At 71.4% G+C, this 21,876-nt stretch carries 20 protein-coding genes; 10 read left to right on the plus strand and 10 right to left on the minus strand.

Features of this window, described 5'->3' with window-relative positions; translation table 11 throughout:
- Nucleotides 1-209 precede the first annotated feature (209 nt).
- From D581_RS0104380 to D581_RS0104405, 6 genes are all read left to right on the plus strand, one after another.
- Nucleotides 210-1,793 carry an ABC transporter ATP-binding protein gene (locus tag D581_RS0104380; protein WP_051114537.1) on the plus strand — a complete coding sequence of 528 codons (1,584 nt, stop codon included), beginning with the start codon at nucleotides 210-212 and terminating at the stop codon, nucleotides 1,791-1,793.
- Nucleotides 1,790-2,908: an ABC transporter permease gene (locus tag D581_RS0104385; RefSeq protein ID WP_018956017.1), complete on the plus strand. Its 1,119-nt coding sequence runs from the start codon at nucleotides 1,790-1,792 to the stop codon at nucleotides 2,906-2,908. The genes D581_RS0104380 and D581_RS0104385 overlap by 4 nt, the downstream gene beginning before the upstream one ends.
- Nucleotides 2,905-4,170 (plus strand): ABC transporter permease, encoded by a 1,266-nt coding sequence (locus tag D581_RS0104390; RefSeq protein WP_018956018.1) that lies wholly within the window; start codon nucleotides 2,905-2,907, stop codon nucleotides 4,168-4,170. The genes D581_RS0104385 and D581_RS0104390 overlap by 4 nt, the downstream gene beginning before the upstream one ends.
- Nucleotides 4,167-4,613 (plus strand): cytidine deaminase, encoded by a 447-nt coding sequence (locus D581_RS0104395; RefSeq protein ID WP_018956019.1) that lies wholly within the window; start codon nucleotides 4,167-4,169, stop codon nucleotides 4,611-4,613. Before D581_RS0104390 ends, D581_RS0104395 begins: the two co-directional genes overlap by 4 nt.
- Nucleotides 4,614-4,739: 126 nt before the next feature.
- Nucleotides 4,740-6,017, plus strand: coding sequence for a thymidine phosphorylase (locus tag D581_RS0104400; protein ID WP_018956020.1), 1,278 nt, complete (start codon nucleotides 4,740-4,742; stop codon nucleotides 6,015-6,017).
- Between the two features lie 111 nt (nucleotides 6,018-6,128).
- A complete protein-coding gene (locus tag D581_RS0104405) occupies nucleotides 6,129-6,725 on the plus strand; it encodes a Uma2 family endonuclease (RefSeq protein WP_026290193.1) in 597 nt (198 codons plus the stop codon).
- 81 nt (nucleotides 6,726-6,806) lie between these two features.
- Here D581_RS0104405 and D581_RS0104410 read toward each other — a convergent pair whose 3' ends face one another.
- Complete coding sequence (locus D581_RS0104410; RefSeq protein ID WP_486585794.1) at nucleotides 6,807-10,157, minus strand: S8 family peptidase; 3,351 nt, start codon at nucleotides 10,155-10,157, stop codon at nucleotides 6,807-6,809.
- Between the two features lie 212 nt (nucleotides 10,158-10,369).
- On the opposite strand from D581_RS0104410, the gene D581_RS0104415 reads away from it, so the two are divergent.
- Entirely contained in the window at nucleotides 10,370-10,744 is a 375-nt protein-coding gene (locus tag D581_RS0104415; RefSeq protein ID WP_026290195.1) for an STAS domain-containing protein, read from the plus strand.
- A gap of 158 nt (nucleotides 10,745-10,902) precedes the next feature.
- Here D581_RS0104415 and D581_RS0104420 read toward each other — a convergent pair whose 3' ends face one another.
- The 3 genes from D581_RS0104420 to D581_RS0104430 all read right to left on the minus strand — a co-directional run bounded on the left by D581_RS0104420 (nucleotide 10,903) and on the right by D581_RS0104430 (nucleotide 14,258).
- Nucleotides 10,903-11,934 (minus strand): sigma-70 family RNA polymerase sigma factor, encoded by a 1,032-nt coding sequence (locus D581_RS0104420; protein WP_018956024.1) that lies wholly within the window; start codon nucleotides 11,932-11,934, stop codon nucleotides 10,903-10,905.
- A 162-nt stretch (nucleotides 11,935-12,096) separates the two neighbouring features.
- On the minus strand, nucleotides 12,097-12,813 hold the full coding sequence (locus tag D581_RS0104425) for a L,D-transpeptidase (protein WP_026290196.1): 717 nt from the start codon (nucleotides 12,811-12,813) through the stop codon (nucleotides 12,097-12,099).
- Nucleotides 12,814-12,947: 134 nt separating this feature from the next.
- The gene (locus tag D581_RS0104430; RefSeq protein WP_018956026.1) at nucleotides 12,948-14,258 is read right to left on the minus strand and encodes an MFS transporter; all 1,311 of its coding nucleotides are present in this window, start codon (nucleotides 14,256-14,258) and stop codon (nucleotides 12,948-12,950) included.
- Nucleotides 14,259-14,320: 62 nt separating this feature from the next.
- On the opposite strand from D581_RS0104430, the gene D581_RS0104435 reads away from it, so the two are divergent.
- Entirely contained in the window at nucleotides 14,321-15,274 is a 954-nt protein-coding gene (locus D581_RS0104435; RefSeq protein WP_026290197.1) for a LysR family transcriptional regulator, read from the plus strand.
- 24 nt (nucleotides 15,275-15,298) lie between these two features.
- Here the strand turns inward: D581_RS0104435 and D581_RS0104440 are convergent, their stop codons facing one another.
- The gene (locus D581_RS0104440) at nucleotides 15,299-16,060 is read right to left on the minus strand and encodes an alpha/beta fold hydrolase (protein WP_051114538.1); all 762 of its coding nucleotides are present in this window, start codon (nucleotides 16,058-16,060) and stop codon (nucleotides 15,299-15,301) included.
- A 103-nt stretch (nucleotides 16,061-16,163) separates the two neighbouring features.
- On the opposite strand from D581_RS0104440, the gene D581_RS0104445 reads away from it, so the two are divergent.
- Together D581_RS0104445 and D581_RS0104450 are read left to right on the plus strand one after the other, a co-directional pair.
- Nucleotides 16,164-17,318, plus strand: coding sequence for an adenosine deaminase (locus D581_RS0104445; RefSeq protein ID WP_018956029.1), 1,155 nt, complete (start codon nucleotides 16,164-16,166; stop codon nucleotides 17,316-17,318).
- A 134-nt stretch (nucleotides 17,319-17,452) separates the two neighbouring features.
- Entirely contained in the window at nucleotides 17,453-17,755 is a 303-nt protein-coding gene (locus D581_RS0104450; RefSeq protein ID WP_018956030.1) for a hypothetical protein, read from the plus strand.
- A 169-nt stretch (nucleotides 17,756-17,924) separates the two neighbouring features.
- On the opposite strand, the gene D581_RS0104455 is transcribed toward D581_RS0104450, so the two are convergent.
- From D581_RS0104455 to afsQ1, 5 genes are all read right to left on the minus strand, one after another.
- On the minus strand, nucleotides 17,925-18,131 hold the full coding sequence (locus tag D581_RS0104455; RefSeq protein WP_018956031.1) for a PspC domain-containing protein: 207 nt from the start codon (nucleotides 18,129-18,131) through the stop codon (nucleotides 17,925-17,927).
- Between the two features lie 93 nt (nucleotides 18,132-18,224).
- Nucleotides 18,225-18,797: a VanZ family protein gene (locus D581_RS0104460; RefSeq protein WP_018956032.1), complete on the minus strand. Its 573-nt coding sequence runs from the start codon at nucleotides 18,795-18,797 to the stop codon at nucleotides 18,225-18,227.
- Between the two features lie 171 nt (nucleotides 18,798-18,968).
- The gene (locus tag D581_RS0104465) at nucleotides 18,969-19,604 is read right to left on the minus strand and encodes a hypothetical protein (protein WP_018956033.1); all 636 of its coding nucleotides are present in this window, start codon (nucleotides 19,602-19,604) and stop codon (nucleotides 18,969-18,971) included.
- Complete coding sequence (locus tag D581_RS0104470) at nucleotides 19,601-21,130, minus strand: sensor histidine kinase (RefSeq protein WP_018956034.1); 1,530 nt, start codon at nucleotides 21,128-21,130, stop codon at nucleotides 19,601-19,603. The genes D581_RS0104465 and D581_RS0104470 overlap by 4 nt, the downstream gene beginning before the upstream one ends.
- A complete protein-coding gene (gene afsQ1 / locus D581_RS0104475; RefSeq protein WP_006127084.1) occupies nucleotides 21,127-21,804 on the minus strand; it encodes a two-component system response regulator AfsQ1 in 678 nt (225 codons plus the stop codon). The genes D581_RS0104470 and afsQ1 overlap by 4 nt, the downstream gene beginning before the upstream one ends.
- Nucleotides 21,805-21,876 lie beyond the last annotated feature (72 nt).

The raw sequence follows: 21,876 nt of genomic DNA on the forward strand, positions 1-21,876 counted from the left end.
GACGGCCGGGCCTCCCACAGCGCCACTCGAAGAAGATCCGCCTCTCGCAGTGCTCTCCCACCCGGCCCGGGCCGCGCGTCCGGACCGTGACGTGCACCCGTGTTTCACGATTCGGCAGCGCTACGCGTGTAGACAGCCCTCCGGCGCGATAACTTCACCCCCGCCCCTCAGGGGGGTCTCCGACACCCCCAGCCCCTCCGCCCCCGCTCCTGTCCGGCCAAGGAGAGTGCGTCATCAACGCGTCCAGCAGTCCCCCTGCCGTAGAACTGCACGGCATCACCAAGCGCTTTCCCGGCGTCGTCGCCAACCACGACATCGACATCACCATCGGCAAGGGCACGGTCCACGCGCTCGTCGGTGAGAACGGTGCCGGCAAGTCCACCCTGATGAAGATCCTCTACGGCATGCAGAAGCCGGACGAGGGCACCATCGCGATCGACGGCGAGCAGGTCTCGTTCTCCAACCCGGGCGACGCCATCCAGCGCGGCATCGGCATGGTGCACCAGCACTTCATGCTCGCCGACAACTTCACCGTCCTGGAGAACGTCGTCCTCGGCGGCGAGAAGCTGTACGGCATCGGCTCCGGCGCCCGGAAGAAGATCATGGAGATCTCCGACGCGTACGGTCTGGGCATCCGGCCCGACGCGCTCGTGGAGGACCTCGGGGTCGCCGACCGGCAGCGCGTGGAGATCCTCAAGGTCCTCTACCGGGGCGCCCGCATCCTGATCCTGGACGAGCCGACCGCGGTCCTCGTGCCGCAGGAGGTCGACGCGCTCTTCGCCAACCTGCGCGAGCTCAAGGCCGAGGGACTGACCGTCATCTTCATCTCGCACAAGCTGGGCGAGGTGCTCTCCGTCGCCGACGAGATCACGGTGATCCGCCGCGGTACGACCGTGGGCACCGCCGACCCGGCCTCCACCACGACCAAGCAGCTCGCCGAGCTGATGGTCGGCAGCGAGCTGCCCTCCCCGGAGACCCGCGAGTCCACCGTCACCGACGTGCCGATGCTGCGGGTCCAGGACCTGAGGCTCACCGTCACCGACCCCGACGGCACCGTCCGCGACGTGCTCGCCGGCATCGACTTCACCATCCACCAGGGCGAGGTCCTCGGGATCGCCGGAGTCGAGGGCAACGGCCAGACCGAGCTCATCGAGGCCCTCATGGGCATGCGCGACCCGGACGCCGGAGTGATCACGCTCGGCACGGACGACATCTCGCACGCGCCGACCCGCAAGCGGCGTGAGTCCGGCATCGGCTACATCCCCGAGGACCGCCACCGCCATGGCGTCCTGCTGGACGCCCCGCTGTGGGAGAACCGCATCCTCGGCCACGTCACCGAGAAGCCCAACAGCCGCGGCTGGCTGCTGGACAACCGTGCGGCCCGCACCGACACCGAGCGGATCGTGCGCGAGTACGACGTACGCACCCCCGGCATCGAGGTCACCGCGGCCTCGCTCTCCGGCGGCAACCAGCAGAAGCTGATCGTCGGCCGGGAGATGAGCCACGCGCCCAAGTTCCTGATCGCCGCCCACCCCACCCGTGGCGTGGACGTCGGCGCCCAGGCCCAGATCTGGGACCAGATCCGCGAGGCCCGCCGCGAAGGACTGGCCGTCCTGCTGATCTCGGCCGACCTGGACGAGCTGATCGGGCTCTCCGACACCTTGCGCGTCATGTACCGCGGCCGACTGGTCGCCGACGCCGACCCGGCCACCATCACCCCGGAGGAACTGGGCTCGGCCATGACCGGCGCCGCCGCCGGTCACCTCGAAAGCCCGGAGGACGAGGCCCGATGAAGAAGATCGACAAGGACCGGCTGATCCTGGGCTTCGCCGGCCCGGTGCTCGCCCTGGTCGTCGCCCTCGTGCTGACGACCGTGGTGCTGCTCGCCTCCGGGCAGCACCCCTTCGAGCCGTACCGGATCATGTTCGAGTCGGCCAGCTACGCCGACGTACAGGTCCTGATCGTCAACCAGGCCGGTACGTACTACCTCGCCGCACTCGCGGTGGCCGTCGGCTTCCGGATGAACCTCTTCAACATCGGCGTCGACGGGCAGTACCGCCTCGCCGCCATGGTGGCCGCCCTGGTCGGCGCGAGCGTCAGCCTGCCGGGACCGCTGCACATCGCGCTGATCGTGATCGTCGCGATGCTCGTGGGCGCGTTCTGGTCCGGGATCGCGGGCTTCCTCAAGACCACCCGCGGCGTCAGCGAGGTCGTCTCGACGATCATGCTCAACTCGATCGCCACCGCGCTGGTCGCCTGGTTGATCCTGCCGAAGAACTTCGGCGAACAGCCGGCCGGTTCCAACAACCTCACCACCGGTGAGATCGCGGAGTCCGGCTGGTTCCCGGGGCTGCCGATGGGCGACATGGCGGGGGAGATCTACGGCTTCACCTTCGTCGCCGCCGGCTGCGGCCTCCTGTACTGGTTCGTGCTGAACCGCACCCGGTTCGGCTTCGACCTGCGCGCCACCGGCGCCAGTGAGAGCGCCGCCCAGGCATCCGGCGTGGACGCCAAGAAGATGATCCTCACCTCGATGCTGATCTCCGGCGCGGTCGCCGGCCTGGCCGGCATGCCGACGCTGCTCGGTGACACCCACACCTACAGCCTCGACTTCCCCACGGGTATCGGCTTCACCGGCATCACCATCGCGCTGCTGGGCCGGAACAACCCGCTCGGCATCGCCCTCAGCGCCCTGCTCATCGCGTTCCTGGACAAGTCCTCGGCCTCGCTGGACCAGTACGGGTACGAGAAGGAGATCGCCACGATCATGCAGGGTCTGATCGTGATCTCGGTCGTCGTCTCCTACGAGCTGGTCCGCCGTTACGGCATCCGCCGCCAGCAGCAGAAGGTCGGCGAGGAGCTCGCCGCCGGACACGCCCTCACGACCGAGAAGGAGGCGGCCCTGTGAGCACCAGCAAAACCATCGCCGCACGTCCCGCCCCCAAGAAGGGCAACGGCCGCCGCAAGCTCTCCCTGCCCGTCGTCCTGCTGATCATCGCGGGCGCGCTCGCCCTCATCTCGCTGGTGCGCCTCATCAGCGGCGCCGACGACATCACCTCGGTCGGTCAGGTCCGCGGCGCCCTGTCACTCGCCGTCCCGATCGGCCTCGCCGGACTCGGCGGTCTGTGGGCCGAGCGCGCGGGCGTCATCAACATCGGCCTCGAAGGGATGATGATCCTCGGCACCTGGTTCGGCGCCTGGGCCGGGTTCCAGTGGGGCCCGTGGGTGGGTGTCCTCTTCGGCATCCTCGGCGGCTGCCTCGGCGGCCTGCTGCACGCCGTCATCACCGTCACCTTCGGCGTGAACCACATCGTCTCCGGTGTGGCCATCAACATCCTCGCCGTCGGCGTCACCCGCTACCTGTCCAACTTCGCCTTCGACGGCATCCAGGGCGGCTCCTCCAAGCAGTCCCCGCGCATCGATCCGATCGACAGGATCACCGTCCCAGGGCTCTCGGACTGGATGCAGGACCTGCAACAACAACACTGGTTCCTGATCTCCGACCTCGCGGGGATCATCGGCGGGCTCGTCACCGGCCTGTCCCTGCTCACCGTCGTCGCCCTGCTGCTTATCCCCGCCACCTGGTGGATCCTCTGGCGCACCCCGTTCGGGCTGCGGCTGCGCTCCTGCGGCGAGAGCCCGGTGGCCGCCGAGACCCTCGGCGTCAACGTGTACAAGTACAAGTACATCGCCGTCACGGTCTCCGGCGGTCTGGCCGGTCTGGGCGGCGCGTTCCTCGCGATCGTCGCCACCGGCATCTACCAGGAGGGCCAGACCGGCGGCCGCGGCTACATCGGCCTCGCCGCCATGATCTTCGGCAACTGGATGCCGGGCGGCATGGCGCTCGGCGCCGGACTCTTCGGCTTCACCGACAGCCTCAAGCTGCGCGGCGGTGCGGAGAACGTCCACGCGATGCTGCTCCTGCTGGCGATCCTGCTGGTCATCGCGGTGATCTGGCAGCTGTACAAGAAGAAGTACGTCTCCGCGGTGATCGCGGCGGCCGTCTCGGCGCTGCTGTTCACCTGGTACTTCCTGACCGACCAGGTGCCGAGCCAGTTCGTCGACGCCGCCCCGTACGTCACCACGCTGCTGGTCCTCTCGCTCTCCGCGCAACGGCTGCGGATGCCCAAGGCCAACGGCGTGTCGTACCGCAAGGGCGAGGGCAAGTGACGCCGCCCGCCGCCGGGGGCCCGCCCGCTGCCGGGGGCCCGCCCGCCGCGGCCTTCGGCGAGGCCGACTGGGAAGCCCTGCGGGAGGCCGCGCGGGACGTCATGTCCCGCGCGTACGTCCCCTACTCGCGCTATCCGGTCGGTGTCGCCGCCCGGGTGGACGACGGCCGCACGATCACCGGCTGCAACGTGGAGAACGCCAGTTACGGCCTCTCGCTCTGCGCCGAGTGCGGTCTGGTCTCCGCGCTCCACGCCACCGGTGGCGGCCGGCTGACGCACTTCACCTGCGTGGACGGCACCGGGGCGATCCTGGTGCCGTGCGGCAGGTGCCGGCAGCTGCTGTACGAGTTCGGCGGCCCGGAGCTGCTCCTGGAGACGCCCGACGGGCGGCGCACGCTGGACGAGATGCTGCCCCAGGCCTTCGGCCCGCAACACCTCGGCTGAACCCCGTATTTCCTGGCGGTGGCCCTTCCCTTTTCCCGGAAGGGCCACCGCTCCTCTCCCCCTCTATGCGCGTAGAGTCGATGGGGACTCTTACTCTTGCGTACGCACCCGGCCGGAAGGACTCCCATGGACGCCATCTCCGTCATCCGCACCAAGCGGGACCGAGGCGAGCTGACCCCCGAGCAGATCGACTGGGTCATCGACGCCTACACCCGCGGCGAGGTCGCCGACGAGCAGATGTCCGCCCTCGCCATGGCGATCCTGATCAACGGGATGAACCGCACCGAGATCGCCCGCTGGACCGCAGCGATGATCGCCTCCGGCGAGCGGATGAACTTCGACGCGCTGTCCCGCCCGACCACCGACAAGCACTCCACCGGCGGCGTCGGCGACAAGATCACCCTGCCGCTCGCCCCGCTGGTCGCCGCCTGCGGCGCGGCCGTGCCGCAGCTCAGCGGCCGGGGCCTCGGCCACACCGGCGGCACCCTGGACAAGCTGGAGTCCATCCCCGGCTGGCGGGCCCACATCTCCAACGCGGAGATGCTCGACGTGCTCGACAGCACCGGCGCCGTCATCTGCGCCGCCGGCGACGGCCTCGCCCCCGCCGACAAGAAGCTGTACGCGCTGCGCGACGTCACCGGCACCGTCGAGGCGATCCCGCTGATCGCCAGCTCGATCATGTCCAAGAAGATCGCCGAGGGCACCGGAGCGCTCGTCCTGGACGTCAAGGTCGGTTCGGGCGCCTTCATGAAGACCATCGAGGACGCCCGCGAACTGGCCTCCACCATGGTCGCGCTCGGCACCGACAGCGGTGTGCGCACGGTCGCGCTGCTCACCGACATGTCCACCCCGCTCGGCCTCACCGCGGGCAACGCGCTGGAGGTCCGCGAGTCCGTCGAGGTGCTGGCCGGCGGCGGCCCCAGGGACGTCGTCGACCTGACCCTCGCCCTCGCCCGCGAGATGCTGGACGCCGCCGGGCTCAAGGACGCCGACCCGGAGAAGGCCCTCGCCGACGGCTCCGCCATGGACGTCTGGCGCCGGATGATCTCCGCCCAGGGCGGCGACCCGGACGCCACGCTCCCGACCGCCCGCGAGCAGCACGTGGTGACCGCACGCTCCTCCGGCGTACTGACCCGCCTGGACGCCTACGACGTCGGCGTCGCCGCCTGGCGCCTGGGCGCCGGCCGCGCACGCAAGGAGGACCCGGTGCAGGCGGGCGCGGGCGTCGAGCTGCACGCCAAGCCCGGCGACACCGTCACCGAGGGCCAGCCCCTCATGACGCTGCACACGGACACCCCCGAGAAGTTCGACTACGCGCTGAAGGCGCTGCCCGAGGCGTACGACATCGCCCCGGCCGGCACGTCGTTCGCACCGCTGCCGGTGGTGCGGGAACGTATCGCCTGACCTGCGGTTTCCTCGTACGGGTGAACGGGGCCGGTGGAATGCCGCCGGTCCCGTTCGGCATGCTGGACTCGGACGCGAGGCCCAGGTGACGTACCGATGGAGGAGACCGTCATGAGCGCACTCACCGGTGAACCCGTGCCGGGCCAGGGGCAAGGTGAGGACTGGGACGACCTCGTCCGGATCTGGGAGGAGACGGACGCACCCGGGGGCTGCAAGGTGGAGATCATCGAGGAGATCGTCACCGTGTCGCCGCCGCCGTCCAAGGACCACCACACCACCGTTGCCCTGCTCCAGCGCAGGCTCTACACCGTCATTCCGGAGGACTGGGGGATCTACCAGACCCTCGGCCTCGCGCTGCCGGGGCGGGGCGGCATCTACATCCCCGACCTCGTGGTCATGGAACGAGCGCTGCTCGTCGGGACCGGTCACACCGTCCCCGCCTCCGAGGCCCGGCTCGTCGCCGAGATCACCTCCCGCGCCAACGCCGACCACGACCGCGTCAGCAAGGTGAACGGCTACGCCAAGGCCGGGGTGGAGCTGTTCCTGCTCCTCGATCCCTGGCACTCCGGCCGCCCGACCGCGACGCTGTACGGCGATCCCGAGGGCGGTACGTACCGGGTGCTGGAAACGGTCGAGTACGGGCGGAAGCTGACCCTTCCCGAGCCGTTCGGGCTGGTCATCGACACCGGCGTCTTCCCGGTCAGCTGACACGCGGACGGCCCGCCGCACGGATCAGGATCCGTGCGGCGGGCCGCCGTCATGCGAGCGTGAACTACCGGACGTACCGGGTCACTTGCCGAAGTACGCGCTGTAGATCTTCACCGACGAGGTGTTGCCCTTCTTGTCGGTGACCTTGGCGGAGAAGGAGATCGCCTTACCCTTGGCCGGGTTCTTGACGGAGATCTTCCCCTTCTTGACCGTGACCTTCTTCCAACTCTTGCCGCCGTTGTAACTGACGTACGTCTTCAGCGACTTCAGGTTCTTGCCCGCGGCCGCGCCGTGCACCTTCACCGGCACCGAGACGGTCTTGCCCGCCTTGACCCGGCCGTCCTCGCCCACGGCCGGGGTGAACCGGACGGTGGAGACGGGCAGCATGGTGAACGCGGTCTTCTTCGAGCGAAACGTCCAGGCCGCGTCCACCCGGGTGGAGAGCGGGTTGACCCTCGCGCTGTGCTGGACCGTGGTCGTCAGCTTGTAGTCGGCCGCGCCCGCCGGGACCCGGAAGGGCTCGCCGCTGACCAAGGGGTCGCTGTTCTGGCCGAGCTTCTTGCCGTTGCGGTACAGGACGGTCTCGGCCGACGTGAACAGCATCCCGCCCGCGTTGCCCCGGCCGTCGGCCAGCAGCGGGAGGAAGCCGAAGATCTCGTTGCCCTCACGGACGATGCCGTAGTCCTTGTCCACCAGCGGGCCGAACACCGCCGTGTTCACGGACTTCGTGTACGTCTTGCCCGCCTTGTACGTCGCCTCCTTGCCGACCTGGTAGTTGGCCTCGTACGTCGGCCAGCCGTCCGCGTCGGCCGGGCCCTTCTGGTCGAAGTCGAAGCTCCAGGCCACCTTGTCCGCGGTGGAGACGTACAGCGTGCGGGTGCCGGGCAGCTTCTGATCGACCGAGGTCACCCAGCCGCCGCCCTGTGTGGGCAGGAGGGGGAAGGCGGTGATCGAACCCTTCTTCTTCGGCGCGGCCGCCCCCATGGCGATCTTCACCTTGGCCAGCTGTCCGGCGGTGAACTTCCGGCTGTAGCCGGTCGCGAGCTGCTTGACCTTGCCGCCGACCGCGATGCCGTACTCGGTCGACGCGCCCTTGGTCCAGGTGCCCGACCAGTGCTGGGCCAGCGAACCGTCGGTGATCCGCGGACCGACGTGCAGCGTGCGGAGGCCGGCCGGCGAATCCGTCATCCGACTGAAGGTGACCGCTTCGTTCGCCGTCTCCACCACGTAGTTCGGGGCGAACAGCTGAGCCTTCGCCTTCGCGTCCGGCACCGTGACGTTCACCGGCTTCGCCTTGCGGGCGTCGAACGTCAGCGAGGTGTTCTTGGTGACCGCGACCTTGGGCTGCGCGATCCAGTCGGCGCCCTTGGTCACGTCGTCCGGGTCGTCGTAGACCATGGAGTCGACCACGTACGTGCCCTTGGGCACCCGGATCTTCGCCGTGCCGTCGACGACCGGCGGGCTCAGGAACGGGTTGCCGGACTCGGCGTCGAAGCGGAAGAGCGTGCTGTCCGCGTAGACGGCGGGGCGGCCGTCCCGCCCGAGGTGCTTGATCGTGACGTCGTAGCTCTCCGCCTCGCGCTCGACCGCGGCGGCCGTGCGCACGGTCTGCCCGCCACCGGTGGCCACCAGGTACGCGGAGTACGTGCCGTCGGCCGTGCCGCCCAGCCGGGTGTCGGCGGTCAGCGTCACCTCCGCCGTGCCGCCCGCCGGGACGGTGACCTTGTCCGCGCCGAGCGTGAAGAAGCCGGCCGGAGCGGGCTTGCCCGCCGGGCCGGTGCCCGTCGCCTTCAGGCCGAGGGTGACGTCGCTCGTGCCGAGGTTGCGGTACGTGACCTTCTCGGTGGCCGGCTCGTCGTCGGTGTGCGGCCACTGCTGCACACCGAAGCTCACCGAGACCGGGTCGGCGACGACGGTCTGGGCGATCGCCCGGTCCACCGCGATCCGGCCGGAACCCTGCTGGAACGGGTTGTACGCGCCGGGCTTCGTGGACGCGGTCAGCGCCCCCTTCAGCTCGCTGTACGCCCAGTCGGGGTGCTGCTGCTTGAGCAGGGCGGCCGCGCCCGCGACGTGCGGGGTGGCCATCGACGTACCCGAGATCGTCGCGTAGCCGGCGGGGTTCTCGCCCACCTCCTTCGCGATCTGCGAGCCGGACGGGATCGCCGCCGTGGTGTCCACGCCGGGAGCCGTCACGTCGGGCTTGACCGCCCCGTCCCCGACCCGCGGGCCCCGGCTGGAGAAGTCCGCCAGCCTGTCCTGGTCGTCGACCGCGCCCACGGTCAGCGCGGCGTCCGCGCTGCCCGGCGAGCCCACCGTGCCCGCGCCGCCGCCCTCGTTGCCCGCGGCGATGGCGAACAGGACGCCCTTCTCGGCCGACAGCTTGTCGACCGCGGCCTCCAGCGGGTCCACCTCCGGGGTATCGGTCCCGCCGAGGCTCAGATTGACGATGTCGGCGCCCTGGGCGACCGCCCACTCCATTCCGGCCAGGATGCCGGAGTCCTCGCCGTACCCGTCGTCGTCGAGCACCTTGCCCGCGAGCAGCTTGGCGTCCGGGGCCACGCCCTTGAACTTCCCGCCCGACTTGGCGCCGGTGCCCGCCGCGATCGAGGCGACGTGCGTGCCGTGGCCGACCCGGTCCTTGGTGTCCTTGGCGGCGCTGAAGTTCTTCTCCGCGAGGATCTGGCCCTTGAGGTCGGGGTGGGTGGCGTCCGTCCCGGTGTCCAGGATCGCGATCTTGACGCCCTTGCCGGTGAACCCGGCCTTCCACGCCGCCGGGGCGCCGATCTGCGGGACGCTCTTGTCCAGGCTCGCCCGGCGCACCCCGTCCAGCCAGACCCGGTCGATGCCGGCCGCGGTGGTGACCCGTTCACCGCCCGCGCGCCGGTCGGTGAGCGCCTTCCAGATGGCCGGCGCGTCGGCGGTCGGTGTGGTCACCGACTCGGCGTTCAGCGATGTCAGGCTCCGGCCCACCTCGGTGGAGCCCGCGTCGCGGACCTGCGCCTTCGCGGCGGCTGCCTGCTCGCCCCGGTAGCCGACGATCAGCTTCAGACCGTCGCGCTGGGCCCGGAGGTTCTCCGGGCGGCTCAGCTCGGTGACGTCGAACAGCCGACGGTCGAGCTTGCCGGAGGCGATCAGCCGGTGGGCGTCGGCCGGAACGACGAGTGTGTGCCCCTTGGTGCTCATCCGCTGCACCGGGATGTTCTCCCGGCCCTTCGCGGGCCGGAAGGCGACCGGCTTGCCCCGGCCGTCGACGGTGACGCGGTCACCCGTGACGAGGGTCAGCCGACGCAGCTCCCTGTCCTGGGAACGGTCCTGGGCCCGGGCGTCGGACGACGCCCTCGGATCCGGCTGGGCGACGGCGGACGAGGTCATGCCCGCCGCCAGCGCCACGGCCACGGCAGTGGCGACCGCCGGTATGCACGCGGTTCTCACGTGTCTGCGCAACTCTCCCCCTGGAGAACTCGATGGTTTCTCGGTTCCGCCGGTCCGCAGCGACGCGGGAACCACGGCTGCGGCCCGTCGGTTCACCGAACTAGAGGTAAGGCTGGGTGAGTTGGTTCACGCACAAGGCGTCAGCAGTTCACAGTTGTCGCAAAACGGCCCCTCCGTGGCGGGCCGCACGGAGGGGGCGCACGGAGGGGCCGATGAATTTCGCCCGCCGGTCCGGTCTGCCTGGTGTGGATACCGAGAATCCGATCACCCTGACCGTGACCGGCCGGGTCAGCCGCGCCGACGTACCCGGCCTCTGCGGCGAGCTGGAGCGTGCCCTCGCCGAGCCGCGCGGGGCTGCCCCCGCCCCGGGCGCGGCGGTGGAGTGCGATGTGGGCGGGGTGATCCGGCCTGATCTGACCCTGGTCGAGGCGGTGGCCCGCCTCGCGCTCGTCGCCCGCCGGTCCGGACGCACGCTGCGGCTGCGCCGCGTGCCCCCCGAACTCCGCTCGCTGCTGGACCTGGTGGGTCTGGCCGACGTGGTGACCCTGGAGGAGGGCCCGGAGGAACGGGTGCCCGACCCGCGCTGACGTCGGGCGCGCACGGGCGCCGGGCCCGTACCGCCGCCGGCCGCGCGCCTACGCGCGTACGGCTGCCGGCGGAGGCCCGGCGCCCCGGGTGCGCCGACCCGGGGTGCCGGGCCCCGGGGCGGCGCGGGGTGCCGGGCCCCGGCCGCTGACTGCTACGGCTACGCGTCGGCCGGGAGCCGGTCGGCCAGGCCGAACAGCGGGAACCAGCGCGGGACGTCCAGGAAGCAGTGCATCCCGGTGATCGCCCCGTCCTGGATGTCGATGACCTGGACCGCCCACGGCACGAACCCGTCCCCGTCCTCGGCGGGCTTGTAGTGCGCGAAGCCGGGGGAGCCGTTGGCCAGGACGGGCACCAGCTTGGAGCCCGCGCACGCCGCGCCGATGGAGGTCATGAACCCCGTGATGTCCCCGGTGCCCCGGAGCCACAGGTCGAACGGCGGCATCGTCATCACCGCGTCCTCGTGGAGCAGCGCGGTCAGGGCGGTCATGTCGTATCCCTCGAACGCCTTCACATAGCGCTCCAGGAGCTTCTGCTGCTCCTCGTCGAGGGGGTTCGCCACATCGCCCGCCCGGCCCTCCGTCTCGGTCAGCGTTGCGCGGGCCCGCTGCAGGGCGCTGTTGACCGAGGCGACGGACGTCTCCAGCAGCTCGGCCACCTCCGCGGCCTTCCAGGCGAGGACCTCGCGCAGGATCAGCACGGCCCGCTGCTTGGGCGGCAGGTGCTGGAGGGCGGCGACGAACGCCAGGCGCACCGACTCGCGCGCCACGGCCGCCTCCGCCGGGTCCTGGACCGAGGGCAGGATCCGGCCGTCGGGCATCGGCTCCAGCCAGACGTTCTCCGGGCGGGGGCTCAGCGCGGCCTGGGCGAGCGGTGTGGGGCCCGTCAGGTCGACCGGGCGGGCCCGCTTGTTGCCCGCGTTCAGCATGTCCAGGCAGACGTTGGTGGCGATCCGGTAGAGCCAGGAGCGCAGCGAGGAGCGGCCCTCGAACTTGTCGAAGTTGCGCCAGGCCCGGACCAGGGTGTCCTGCACCGCGTCCTCGGCCTCGAAGGCGGATCCGAGCATGCGGTAGCAGTACCCCGTCAGCTCGATCCGGTGCCCTTCCAGGCGGCTGTCGATCGCGGCGGCGTCGGCGGCGCCCCCGGCGCCCGCCGCCGCTCCTGTGGCCGTCGTCGTGGTCAGATCGCTCATCGCTCCACCCCTGTCGCGCGCAGCCGCGCTGTGGCATCCGTCACCCGGTACGTCGGAAGCTACCGCAGGCCACTGACAGCCGGGGCGGAAAGAGGACAAGGGGTGCCCCACGCCATGGCCACGGAGTCCGGCACCCCTCGGGAAGTGCTCCCGGCGCGTCGCTCAGGTCCCGGGCTTGCGCCCGTACACGTAGACGTCGTCGCCGTTCCTCAGCAGTTTCCAGTATGCCTTCGCGTCGGCGGGGCGCATGTTGACGCAGCCGCCGGAGCCCGGCGGGTTGTACATGGACTTGGTGACCGAGTGGAACGCCTGGCCGCCGTCGAAGAACTGGGAGTGCGGCATCCAGACCTTGTAGATGGTCGACCAGTGCTTGATGTTGCGCCAGTAGATCTTCTTGGACCCGGTCCGGGTCTCGACGCCGTTCCGGCCGGTCCGCACCGGCACCGGTCCGTACTTCAGCTTCTTGCCGTCCTGGATCCAGCTCAGCTGCCGCGTCAGGTCGACGCAGGCGATGCGCCCCTTGTTGGTGGGGCACTTCTTCGCCTTGTTGGGGTTCTTCCCTGCCGCCTTCTGGGCGAGCATCGTGTTCATCGTGCGCCAGGTCAGCGGACCGGCGTAGCCGATGGTGGGGGTGATCCCGTGCTTCTTCTGGAACTTCTGGGTCGCCTTGCAGTCGGCAGTCGACTGCCTGCCGTCCACGGGCCGCTTCAGGAACTTCTCGACCTGCTTCTGGTGCGGTCCCACCGACGTGGTGCAGGATGCCGCGTGGGCGGCGGTGCCGGTGCCCAGGACCAGGGCCGGAGCGGCCACCAGTCCGGCGACGGACAGGGCCACCCCTCGTCGCAGAGGTCTTCCGGATATCTTCGCCGTGACTCCCATGCGCGCCAACTCCCCTTCGCCCACAGTGCGTTCTTGGTTACGCATGGTAGACGCGCGAAGGGGGGCGGTGGTTGCGCGCCGGCATGTCTCGGTTGTGCTTCAGCGCGTGGCGGGGACGAGTGCCCGCCTGTGCTTCAGCGTGCGACGGGGACGAGCGCCCGCCGCTCCGCGCGCGCCACCCGGGTCCCGTACAAGGTGATCGAGACGACCCCGAGGACCGCGAGCAGCCCGAGCGCCACCGTCGCCGTCCAGCCCCCGGCGTGGAAGGCGACCGCGCCCAGCGTGCCGCCCGCGCTGGAGCCCAGGTAGTACGCCGACTGGTAGAGCGCCGAGGCCTGTGCCCGGCCCGTCGTCGCGGTGCGGCTCACCGACGACGAGGCGACCGCGTGCCCGGCGAAGAAGCCGGCCGTGATCAGCACCAGGCCCAGCAGTACGGCGGCCAGCCGGTCGGCCACCGAGAGCAGCAGCCCGGCGGCCGTGGTGGAGACCGCCAGATAGAGCGCGCCCCGGCGGCCGAGGCGGGCCACCAGACGTCCGGCGGCGGCGGAGGAGACCGTGCCTACCAGGTAGACCAGGAAGATCGAGCCGATGACGCCCTGCGGCAGGCTGAACGGCTCCTCGACGAGCCGGTAGCCGATCACCGTGTAGACCGCGCCGAACACCGTCATGAACAGCGCGCCGATCGCGTACAGCCGGACCAGCAGCGGGTCGGCCAGATGCGTGGCGACGGTCTTCGCGAGGGCCTTCGGGTTCAGCGAACCGGGACGGAAGTTCCGGGCCTTCGGGATGAGGAAGTGGAACGCGACGGCGCACGCCAGCGCGAGCAGCCCGACCGCCGCCAGTGCGGCGCGCCAGCCCCAGGCCTGGGCGACCCAGCCGGTGAGGATGCGCCCGCTCATACCGCCGATGCTGTTGCCCGCGACGAACAGTCCGATCGCGGCGATCAGCGCCTTGGGCCGCACCTCCTCCGCGAGATACGCCATCGCGGAGGCCGGGAGTCCGGCGAGCGCCGCACCCTGGACGGCGCGCAGCGCGATCAGCGCGCCCATCGAGGGGGCGAAGGGCACCAGCAGCCCGACGAGCACCGCGACCGCCAGCGACGCCGTCATCAGCTGCCGCCGCCCGAACCGCTCCGAGAGCGCGCTCAGCGGCAGCACGAACAGGGCCAGCGCCCCGGTCGCCGCCGAGACCGTCCAGCTCGCCTGCCCGGCACTCGCGTCGAACGAAGCGGAGAGCGCGGGCAGCAGCGCCTGGGTGGAGTAGAGGAGGGCGAAGGCCGCGACACCGGCGGCGAAGAGGGCGAGGCTCATCCGGCGGTAGCCGGGGCGGCCGGGCTCCAGACGCTCATGGGTGGCGGCGGCGGGCTCGGCGGTGGTGGTGACGGGGGACTGCGGGGCAGAGGCATCCACGACGATGGTGGATGCCCCGGTACTGGCGGGAGGCATACGTCGAAAGTAGAGCGAGACGTTTCATGCGTCCAATGCACAGAACTGCGATAATCAATCCCATGGCGCATGAACGCAGCTCAGGGCCTCGGCTGTCACCCAGTAGTTACGAAGAAGACATCCGGGCCGTGCTCGCGCCCCGCCTCGCGTACTTCGAGGCGGTCGCCCGGCACGAGCATGTGACCCGCGCCGCACAGGAGCTGGGCGTCCCGCAGTCCACGCTCTCGCGGGCCATGGTCCGGCTCGAAGCGGACCTGGGCGTCGCACTGTTCGCCCGCAGGGGCCGCACCGTCTCGCTCACCCCGGCGGGCCGCACCTTCCTCGGCTCGGCGGAACGGGCCCTGGCCGAGGTGGAGAAGGCCGCCGACTCGGTCCGGGCGGACGCCGACCCGACGGCGGGCCGGGTCTCCTTCGGCTTTCTGCACACCATGGGCTCGGAGACCGTGCCCGCCCTGATCCGCGCCTTCCGGGTCGACCACCCCAAGGTCCGCTTCCAGCTCGTGCAGAACTACGGCGAGGCGATGATCGAACGGCTGCGCGCGGGCGGCCTCGACCTCTGCCTCACCTCACCCGTGCCCGACGCCCCCGACCTGGTCGCCCGCCGCCTCGACGAACAGCGGCTGCGCCTCGTGGTCCCCGACGACCACCGCCTGGCCTCCCGCCGGCGCATCCGGCTCGCGGAGGCCGCCGACGAAACGTTCGTCACCCTGGAGCCCGGTTACGGGCTGCGCCGGATCACCGACGACCTGTGCGCGGAGGCGGGCTTCACACCCCGGGTCGCCTTCGAGGGCGAGGAGGCGGAGACCCTGCGCGGGCTGGTCGCCGCCGGGCTCGGGGTGGCCCTGCTGCCGCCGCCCGCGGTCGCCCGCCCCGGCGTCGTCGAGCTGACGGTCACCGCACCGCGCGCCGCCCGCGAGATCGGGGTCGCCTGGCTGGACGGCCACCCCGACACCCCGCCGGTCGCCGCCTTCAAACGCTTCCTGCTCTCGCGCCGCGGCCACCTGCTGCCGGACTGAGCGGACGCCCGGCGGGGCGTGCGCTCAGTGCCGCAGCGACCGGCCGAACCCGGCGGCCAGCGGCATCCGCAGCCCCAGCGGCGGCGGAGCGGCGAGCGCGTCCGCGACCGGGCGGGCATAGGACCGGGCGAAGAGCGAGCCACGCACGAAGTCGGCGGCCAGCGCCATCACTTCGGAACGGTGCTGGCGCAACGCGTGGCCGTCGGAATGGACTTCGAAGCGGCAGGTGTCCCGGTTGGACTTCTTCGCCCGCTCGGCCAGCCGGTAGGACAACTCCGGGTCGGTGCGCTCGTCGTTGGTGCCGTGCACGATCAGCACCCGTCGGCCCACCAGTTGCCTCACCGGCTCCGGTTCGGCCGACGCCTGCTCCGGCAGCCACGGGGCCAGCGCCAGGACCGAGGTGACCGCGCCGTGCCCGGCCGCCCGCAGCGCGGCCCGCCCGCCCATCCCGTGGCCGGCCAGGCAGACCGGTACGTCGCCGTACCGGCGCTGGACCTCGTCGGCCGCCCACGCGGCGTCCTCGACGGGATGCGCGTCGCCCGCGTTCCAGCCCCGGCGGCGGTAGCGCAGCACGTGCACCGCGAGCCCGTCGCCCGCCCCGGCGCGGGCCAGGGAGCGGGCGAACGGCAGCTGTGCCGCGTACGACAGGGGGGAGGGGCGACGGTGCGCGTCGGCCCCGCCGCCCGGGAGCAGCAGCACCACGCCGCTGACCTCGTCCATCGTTCCGGCCGTCCGAACGGCCCGTCCCAGCCTGGCGTCGGGCGAGGAGAGTGCGCGCTGTCCCATGACAGAACAGTGTCAGAAGGAGAGGTGTACTCCACCCGACTTCGCGGTCACTGTTACGCATCGACACCGGGCGCTCTACGCGCGTAGGCGCTAGAGTGCCAAGATGACGAGCCAGACCCCGAACGTCCCTGATTCCGACCAGATCCGGCGCGCCCCCAAGGTGCTGCTCCACGACCACCTCGACGGCGGCCTGCGGCCGGGCACCATCGTCGAGCTGGCCCGCGCGCAGGGTTACGACTCCCTCCCCGAGACCGAGGCCGACAAGCTCGGCGTCTGGTTCCGCGAGGCCGCCGACTCCGGTTCGCTGGAGCGCTACCTGGAGACGTTCGCCCACACCTGCGCCGTCATGCAGACCCGTGACGCGCTGTTCCGGGTGGCCGCCGAGTGCGCCGAGGACCTCGCCGAGGACGGCGTCGTCTACGCCGAGATCCGCTACGCCCCCGAGCAGCACCTGGAGGGCGGCCTGACCCTCGAAGAGGTCGTCGAGGCCGTCAACGAGGGGTTCCGCGAGGGCGAGCGCAGGGCCCGCGCCCACGGCCACCGCATCCGCGTCGGCGCCCTCCTCACCGCGATGCGGCACGCCGCCCGTGCGCTGGAGATCGCCGAGCTCGCCAACGGCTACCGCGACCAGGGCGTCGTCGGCTTCGACATCGCGGGCGCCGAGGCCGGGTTCCCGCCCACCCGCCACCTCGACGCGTTCGAGTACCTCAAGCGCGAGAACAACCACTTCACCATCCACGCGGGTGAGGCCTTCGGCCTGCCGTCGATCTGGCAGGCGCTCCAGTGGTGCGGCGCCGACCGCCTCGGCCACGGAGTGCGGATCATCGACGACATCGAGGTCGCCGAGGACGGCTCGGTCACCCTCGGCCGCCTCGCCTCCTACGTACGGGACAAGCGCGTCCCGCTGGAGATGTGCCCGACCTCCAACCTCCAGACCGGTGCGGCCGCCTCGTACGCCGAGCACCCGATCGGACTCCTGCGCAAGCTGCACTTCCGGATCACCGTGAACACGGACAACCGGCTGATGAGCGGCACGAGCATGACCGGGGAATTCGAGCGGCTGACCGAGACCTTCGGATACACGCTCGATGACATGCAGTGGTTCACCGTCAATGCGATGAAATCAGCTTTCATTCCTTTCGACGAACGTCTCGCCATGATCAACGACGTCGTCAAGCCCGGATACGCGGAGCTGAAGTCCGAGTGGCTCTTCCGTCAGACCGCTGTGACCAGCGGCTCCGCAGCCTCCGCGGGCTGAGGGACCCGATAGGTCAAAGGGCCGGGAAGGGAAAACCCGGCCCTTTTCCGCGTGTCGGGATGTTTGCGGCAGGGGCAGCGGGATGGCTAGCTTGCAGAGCCGCTCACATCCCCTTCCCCAAGGATGAATTCTCCATGAAGAAGTCTGCTGCCAAGACTCTCGGTGTCGCCGCTCTCGGCGCCGCATTCGCCGCTGCCGCCGCCGGCAGCGCCTCCGCCGCCCCCTCGCTGCCGCTGGAGGCCGCGGCCGGGGTGCTCCCCGTCTCGACGATGGCGCTCGACACCGTCGCCAAGTCGGCCCAGAACGCGCCGGTCCAGGAGACCGTCGGCAAGGTCCTCGGCGGCGAAGCCACCGACGCGGCCGCCCCGGTCGCCGGCCTGCTCGGCGGACTGCCCACCAAGGGCCTTACCGCCAACGGGATCCCGCTCGGCGGCTGAGAGGCTGCCGGCTGATCCCCGGCCGGGCGACCACGCCCCGGCCCGCGCGCCGGGCCACCGGCGCCACCCGTACACGCCAGTGGGGCGCACACCCTGATCCAGGGTGTGCGCCCCACTGTGCGTATCTGCTCCCGGTCTGCTCCCCGTCTGCTCCCCGTGGTCCGGCGCGTCACCAGGCCGTCGCGGAGGAGGCGGACTTCTCCGACGGCAGCAGCGCCCACAGCGCCACGTAGAGCAGGAACTGCGGGCCGGGAAGCAGACAGGAGACGACGAAGATGACGCGCATCGTGTTGGCGGAGATGCCGAAGCGCCGGGCGAGGCCCGCGCACACTCCGCCGATCATGCGGCCTTCGCGGGGGCGGACAAGTGCGGCCATGGTGGGCTCCTTCGCGAACCGTGGTGTGAGGAGCGGCCTCGTGCGCTCCCCGATGTATCCATGGTGCGCCGCGAAGGGGGACAAAGCCTCGCTCTACGGGGCGAGACCGACCCCGGTAATCGTCGGGGTCGATCCCCCAGGGGCCTCGTCCCTGAGGCGGGTCTCCTGCCGGTAGCAGGGCAGGTCCCGTACCCCCGGCAGGCCCAGGCGGCGCAGCCGCGCCCGGCAGACCGGGACGACCAGCAGATGGGCGAGCACCACCCCGGTGGTGTTCAGCAGCAGCGAGTCGATGTCGACGATCTGACCGGGCACCCCGGTCTGCCCCAGCTCGATGGCGAGCGAGATCAGCGCGCCGGCGGCGACCGTACGCAGCAGTGAGACCCAGGGGGAGACGAAGATCCGGCCCCCGGCCATCGGCAGCAGCACCCCCAGCGGGGCCAGCAGCGACAACCCCCCGCCGATCCGGCGGGCCGCCTCGGCCGGTCCCAGCGCGAGGTCCGCCCTGATCCCGGCGAGCGGCTCGAAATTCGCCGCCGTGATCCAGGGAACGTCCAGCGGGCGCAGCGTCAGCCACCCGACGAAGAGCAGATGCGCGACAAGGAGAGTGACCCCCGCCGCGCGGAAGTGGATGACGGTCTCGCCGTCCGGACTGTGACGCACGTCCACCAAGACGCCGCGACCGGCAGGATCGGTTCCGCGCCACCGGGGCCCGCCTCCCGGACGGCTCGCCCGGGGGCCCGCCTCCCGGACGGCTCGCCCGGGCCCGCCTCCCGGACGGCTCTACCGGGCGGGCCCGCCTCCCGGGCCGGAAGAGCAGCGGACCGCCCGGAACCCGCGTCAGTCCAGCCGGACGCCGTCCGGCGTGGCCAGGTCGCCCGGCCGGGACTTCGTCTGCGAGGTGCACAGATAGCCGCGCGGCGGGTAGTCCCCGGGCCCGCCCAGGACCACCGAGCCGTCCCGGACCAGCGCCTCGCTCTCCGCGTACGTGCACACCAGCTGGGCCAGCGCCTCCGCCGACAGGTCCTCCGGCAGGCTGCTGAGCCGTACGGCGCCCGCCGGGTCGCCGTCCCGGGCCGGGGCCACCCGCAGCCCCGCCGGAACCGCGGTGGTGAACCCCGCCCGCCGCTCGTTCGCGGACGGCGCCTGCTGGACCTCCGCCAGCAGCGCGCGGGCGACCACCAGGGGGTCGGTGCCGGTCGCGTCCGCCGCCACCGGACGTTCCGCGGTGACCAGCTGTGAGGTGCACACCAGATACACCCTGGTGCTCACGGTGTCCGGCGACCGGGTGGCGACGTCCGATGAGGACAGCCGGCACGGCACCCGGGAGGGCGCGGGCCCCGCGTCCACCGGCACCGAGGTCGTACGGATCCCGCACCCGGAGACCAGCGCCGCGGCCGCCAGTACGGCCGCCAACGAGGCTGCCGTACGCCGCCGGAGCGGGCCTCGCCGGTACGTGACATCGCCGTGCTTCACGTCGCCCCGTTCCCGTCCGGGGCGTTGGCCCCCGGTTCGCCGTGGTGCGCGAGCTTCTCGGCGTCGCGCGGCAGCCGCAGTTCGAAGACGGCACCGCCGTCCGGGGAGTTCGCCGCCGTGATGTCGCCGCCGTGGATGTGCGCGTTCTCCATGGCGATGGAGAGGCCGAGCCCGCTGCCCTCCGACCGCGGCCGGGAGGCGCTGGCCTTGTAGAACCGGTCGAACACGTGCGGCAGCACCTCCTCGGGGATGCCCGGACCGTGGTCCCGTACCTCGATGACCAGCTCCTCGCCCTCGGTCCGCACCCGCACACCCACCGGCGAACCCCCGTGCTTGAGGGCGTTGCCGATCAGGTTGGCCAGGATCACGTCCAGCCGGCGCGGATCGAGCCGGACCATCATGCCGCGCTCCGCGTCCAGGTCCACCGCGTCCAGCCAGGCCCGCGCGTCGATGCACGCGGTCACCTGGTCGGCGACGTCGACCGTGTCCAGCACCAGCCGGGCCGTGCCCGCGTCGAAGCGGGTCACCTCCATCAGGTTCTCCACCAGGTCGTTGAGCCGCCGGGTCTCGCTGACCACCAGATGCACGGCGGGCGCGATCATCGGGTCGAGGGTGTCCGCCTCGTCCTCCAGCACCTCGGCCACCGCGGTGATCGCGGTCAGCGGGGTCCGCAGCTCGTGCGACATGTCGGCGACGAACCGGCGGCTCGCCTCCTCCCGCGCGCTCATGTCCGCGACCTTCTTCTCCAGCGAGCTGGCCGTCCTGTTGAACGTACGGGAGAGATCGGCGAGTTCGTCGGTGCCGGACACCTCCAGCCGGGTGTCGAGCTTGCCCTCGCCGAGCTTGCGGGCCGCGTCGCCGAGCCGCTGCACCGGACGCAGCACCGTCGTCGCGGCGGCCTGCGCCAGCAGCGCCGAGCCGACCAGCGCGAGGGCGGTGGCGATCGCCAGCGACCAGCCCAGCGAGTTGAGGTCCTGCCGCTCCTGGTCGAGGGACTTGAGCATGTAGCCGGTCGGGCCGCCGCCGATGATCCGCGTACCGGCGACCAGATACGGCGTGCCCGCGATGCTCGTCCGCTGCCAGAACAGGTGGTACTCGTGCTCGTTGCTCGACGTCAGCGACTGCTTGCGGGCCACCTGCTCCTGCAACGAGTCCGGCACGTCGGCCCGGGTGAAGCTGTCCAGGTCGGAGTAGCCCACGATCGGCTTGCCGCGCTCGCGTTCGGCCACCAGCAGCACGCTGTAACCCGGGGAGCTGGACGCCATCTGACCGGCGGCCCGCTGGAGGTCGTCCTTGGTGGGACGGGTCGGCAGCTCGGCCGCGGTGTCCTGCATCTGCCGCCGGAAGTCGCCGAGCGCGGTGTCCTGGGTACGGGTCAGCACGGCCTCGCGGTTGAGCCAGTACGCGATCCCCGAAGCGGAGACCGCGGCCGTCAGCGCCACCAGCGCGAACACCACGACCAGGCGCAGCCGCAGACTGGTCCAGCGCAGACCGGCGCGCAGGGACCGCTTGGCGGATTCGGTCACTGAGGCGAGTCCAGCCGGTAGCCCACGCCCCGCACCGTACGGATCAGGGTCGGCGAGGACGGCACGTCCTCCACCTTCGCGCGCAGCCGCTGCACACAGGCGTCCACCAGACGGGAGTCGCCCAGATAGTCGTGCTCCCACACCAGGCGCAGCAACTGCTGCCGGGACAGGGCCTGGCCGGGTCGGCGGCTCAGCTCCAGCAGGAGCCGCAGCTCGGTCGGCGTGAGCTGCAGATCCTCACCGTCCTTGGTGACGGTCATGGCGGACCGGTCGATCACCACGTTGCCGAAGGTCGCCGAGTCGGTCGACTCGCGCTCCCCCCGGCGCAGCACCGCCCGGATCCGGGCGTCGAGCACCCGTCCCTGGACGGGTTTCACCACATAGTCGTCCGCGCCGGACTCCAGTCCCACCACGACGTCGATGTCGTCGCTGCGCGCGGTCAGCAGAATGATCGGCAGCTGGTCGGTGCGGCGGATACGCCGGCACACCTCGAAACCGTCGATCCCGGGCAGCATCACATCCAGCACGACCAGGTCGGGCCGCTGCTCGCGCAGCAGCTCCAGGCCGTCCTCTCCCGTCGCCGCGGTGGCCACACGGTGGCCCTGGCGTGACAACGAGAGTTCGAGGGCCGTGCGGATGGCGTCGTCGTCCTCGATCAGCAACAGGAAAGGCACGGACGTCATTCTGGCCCATGGTGGCGCTTCAGTTCGACCTGTGGCCCGGTCCGATTGTCCGGGCACGGCCCC

It is taken from the genome of Streptomyces sp. CNB091 (assembly GCF_000377965.1).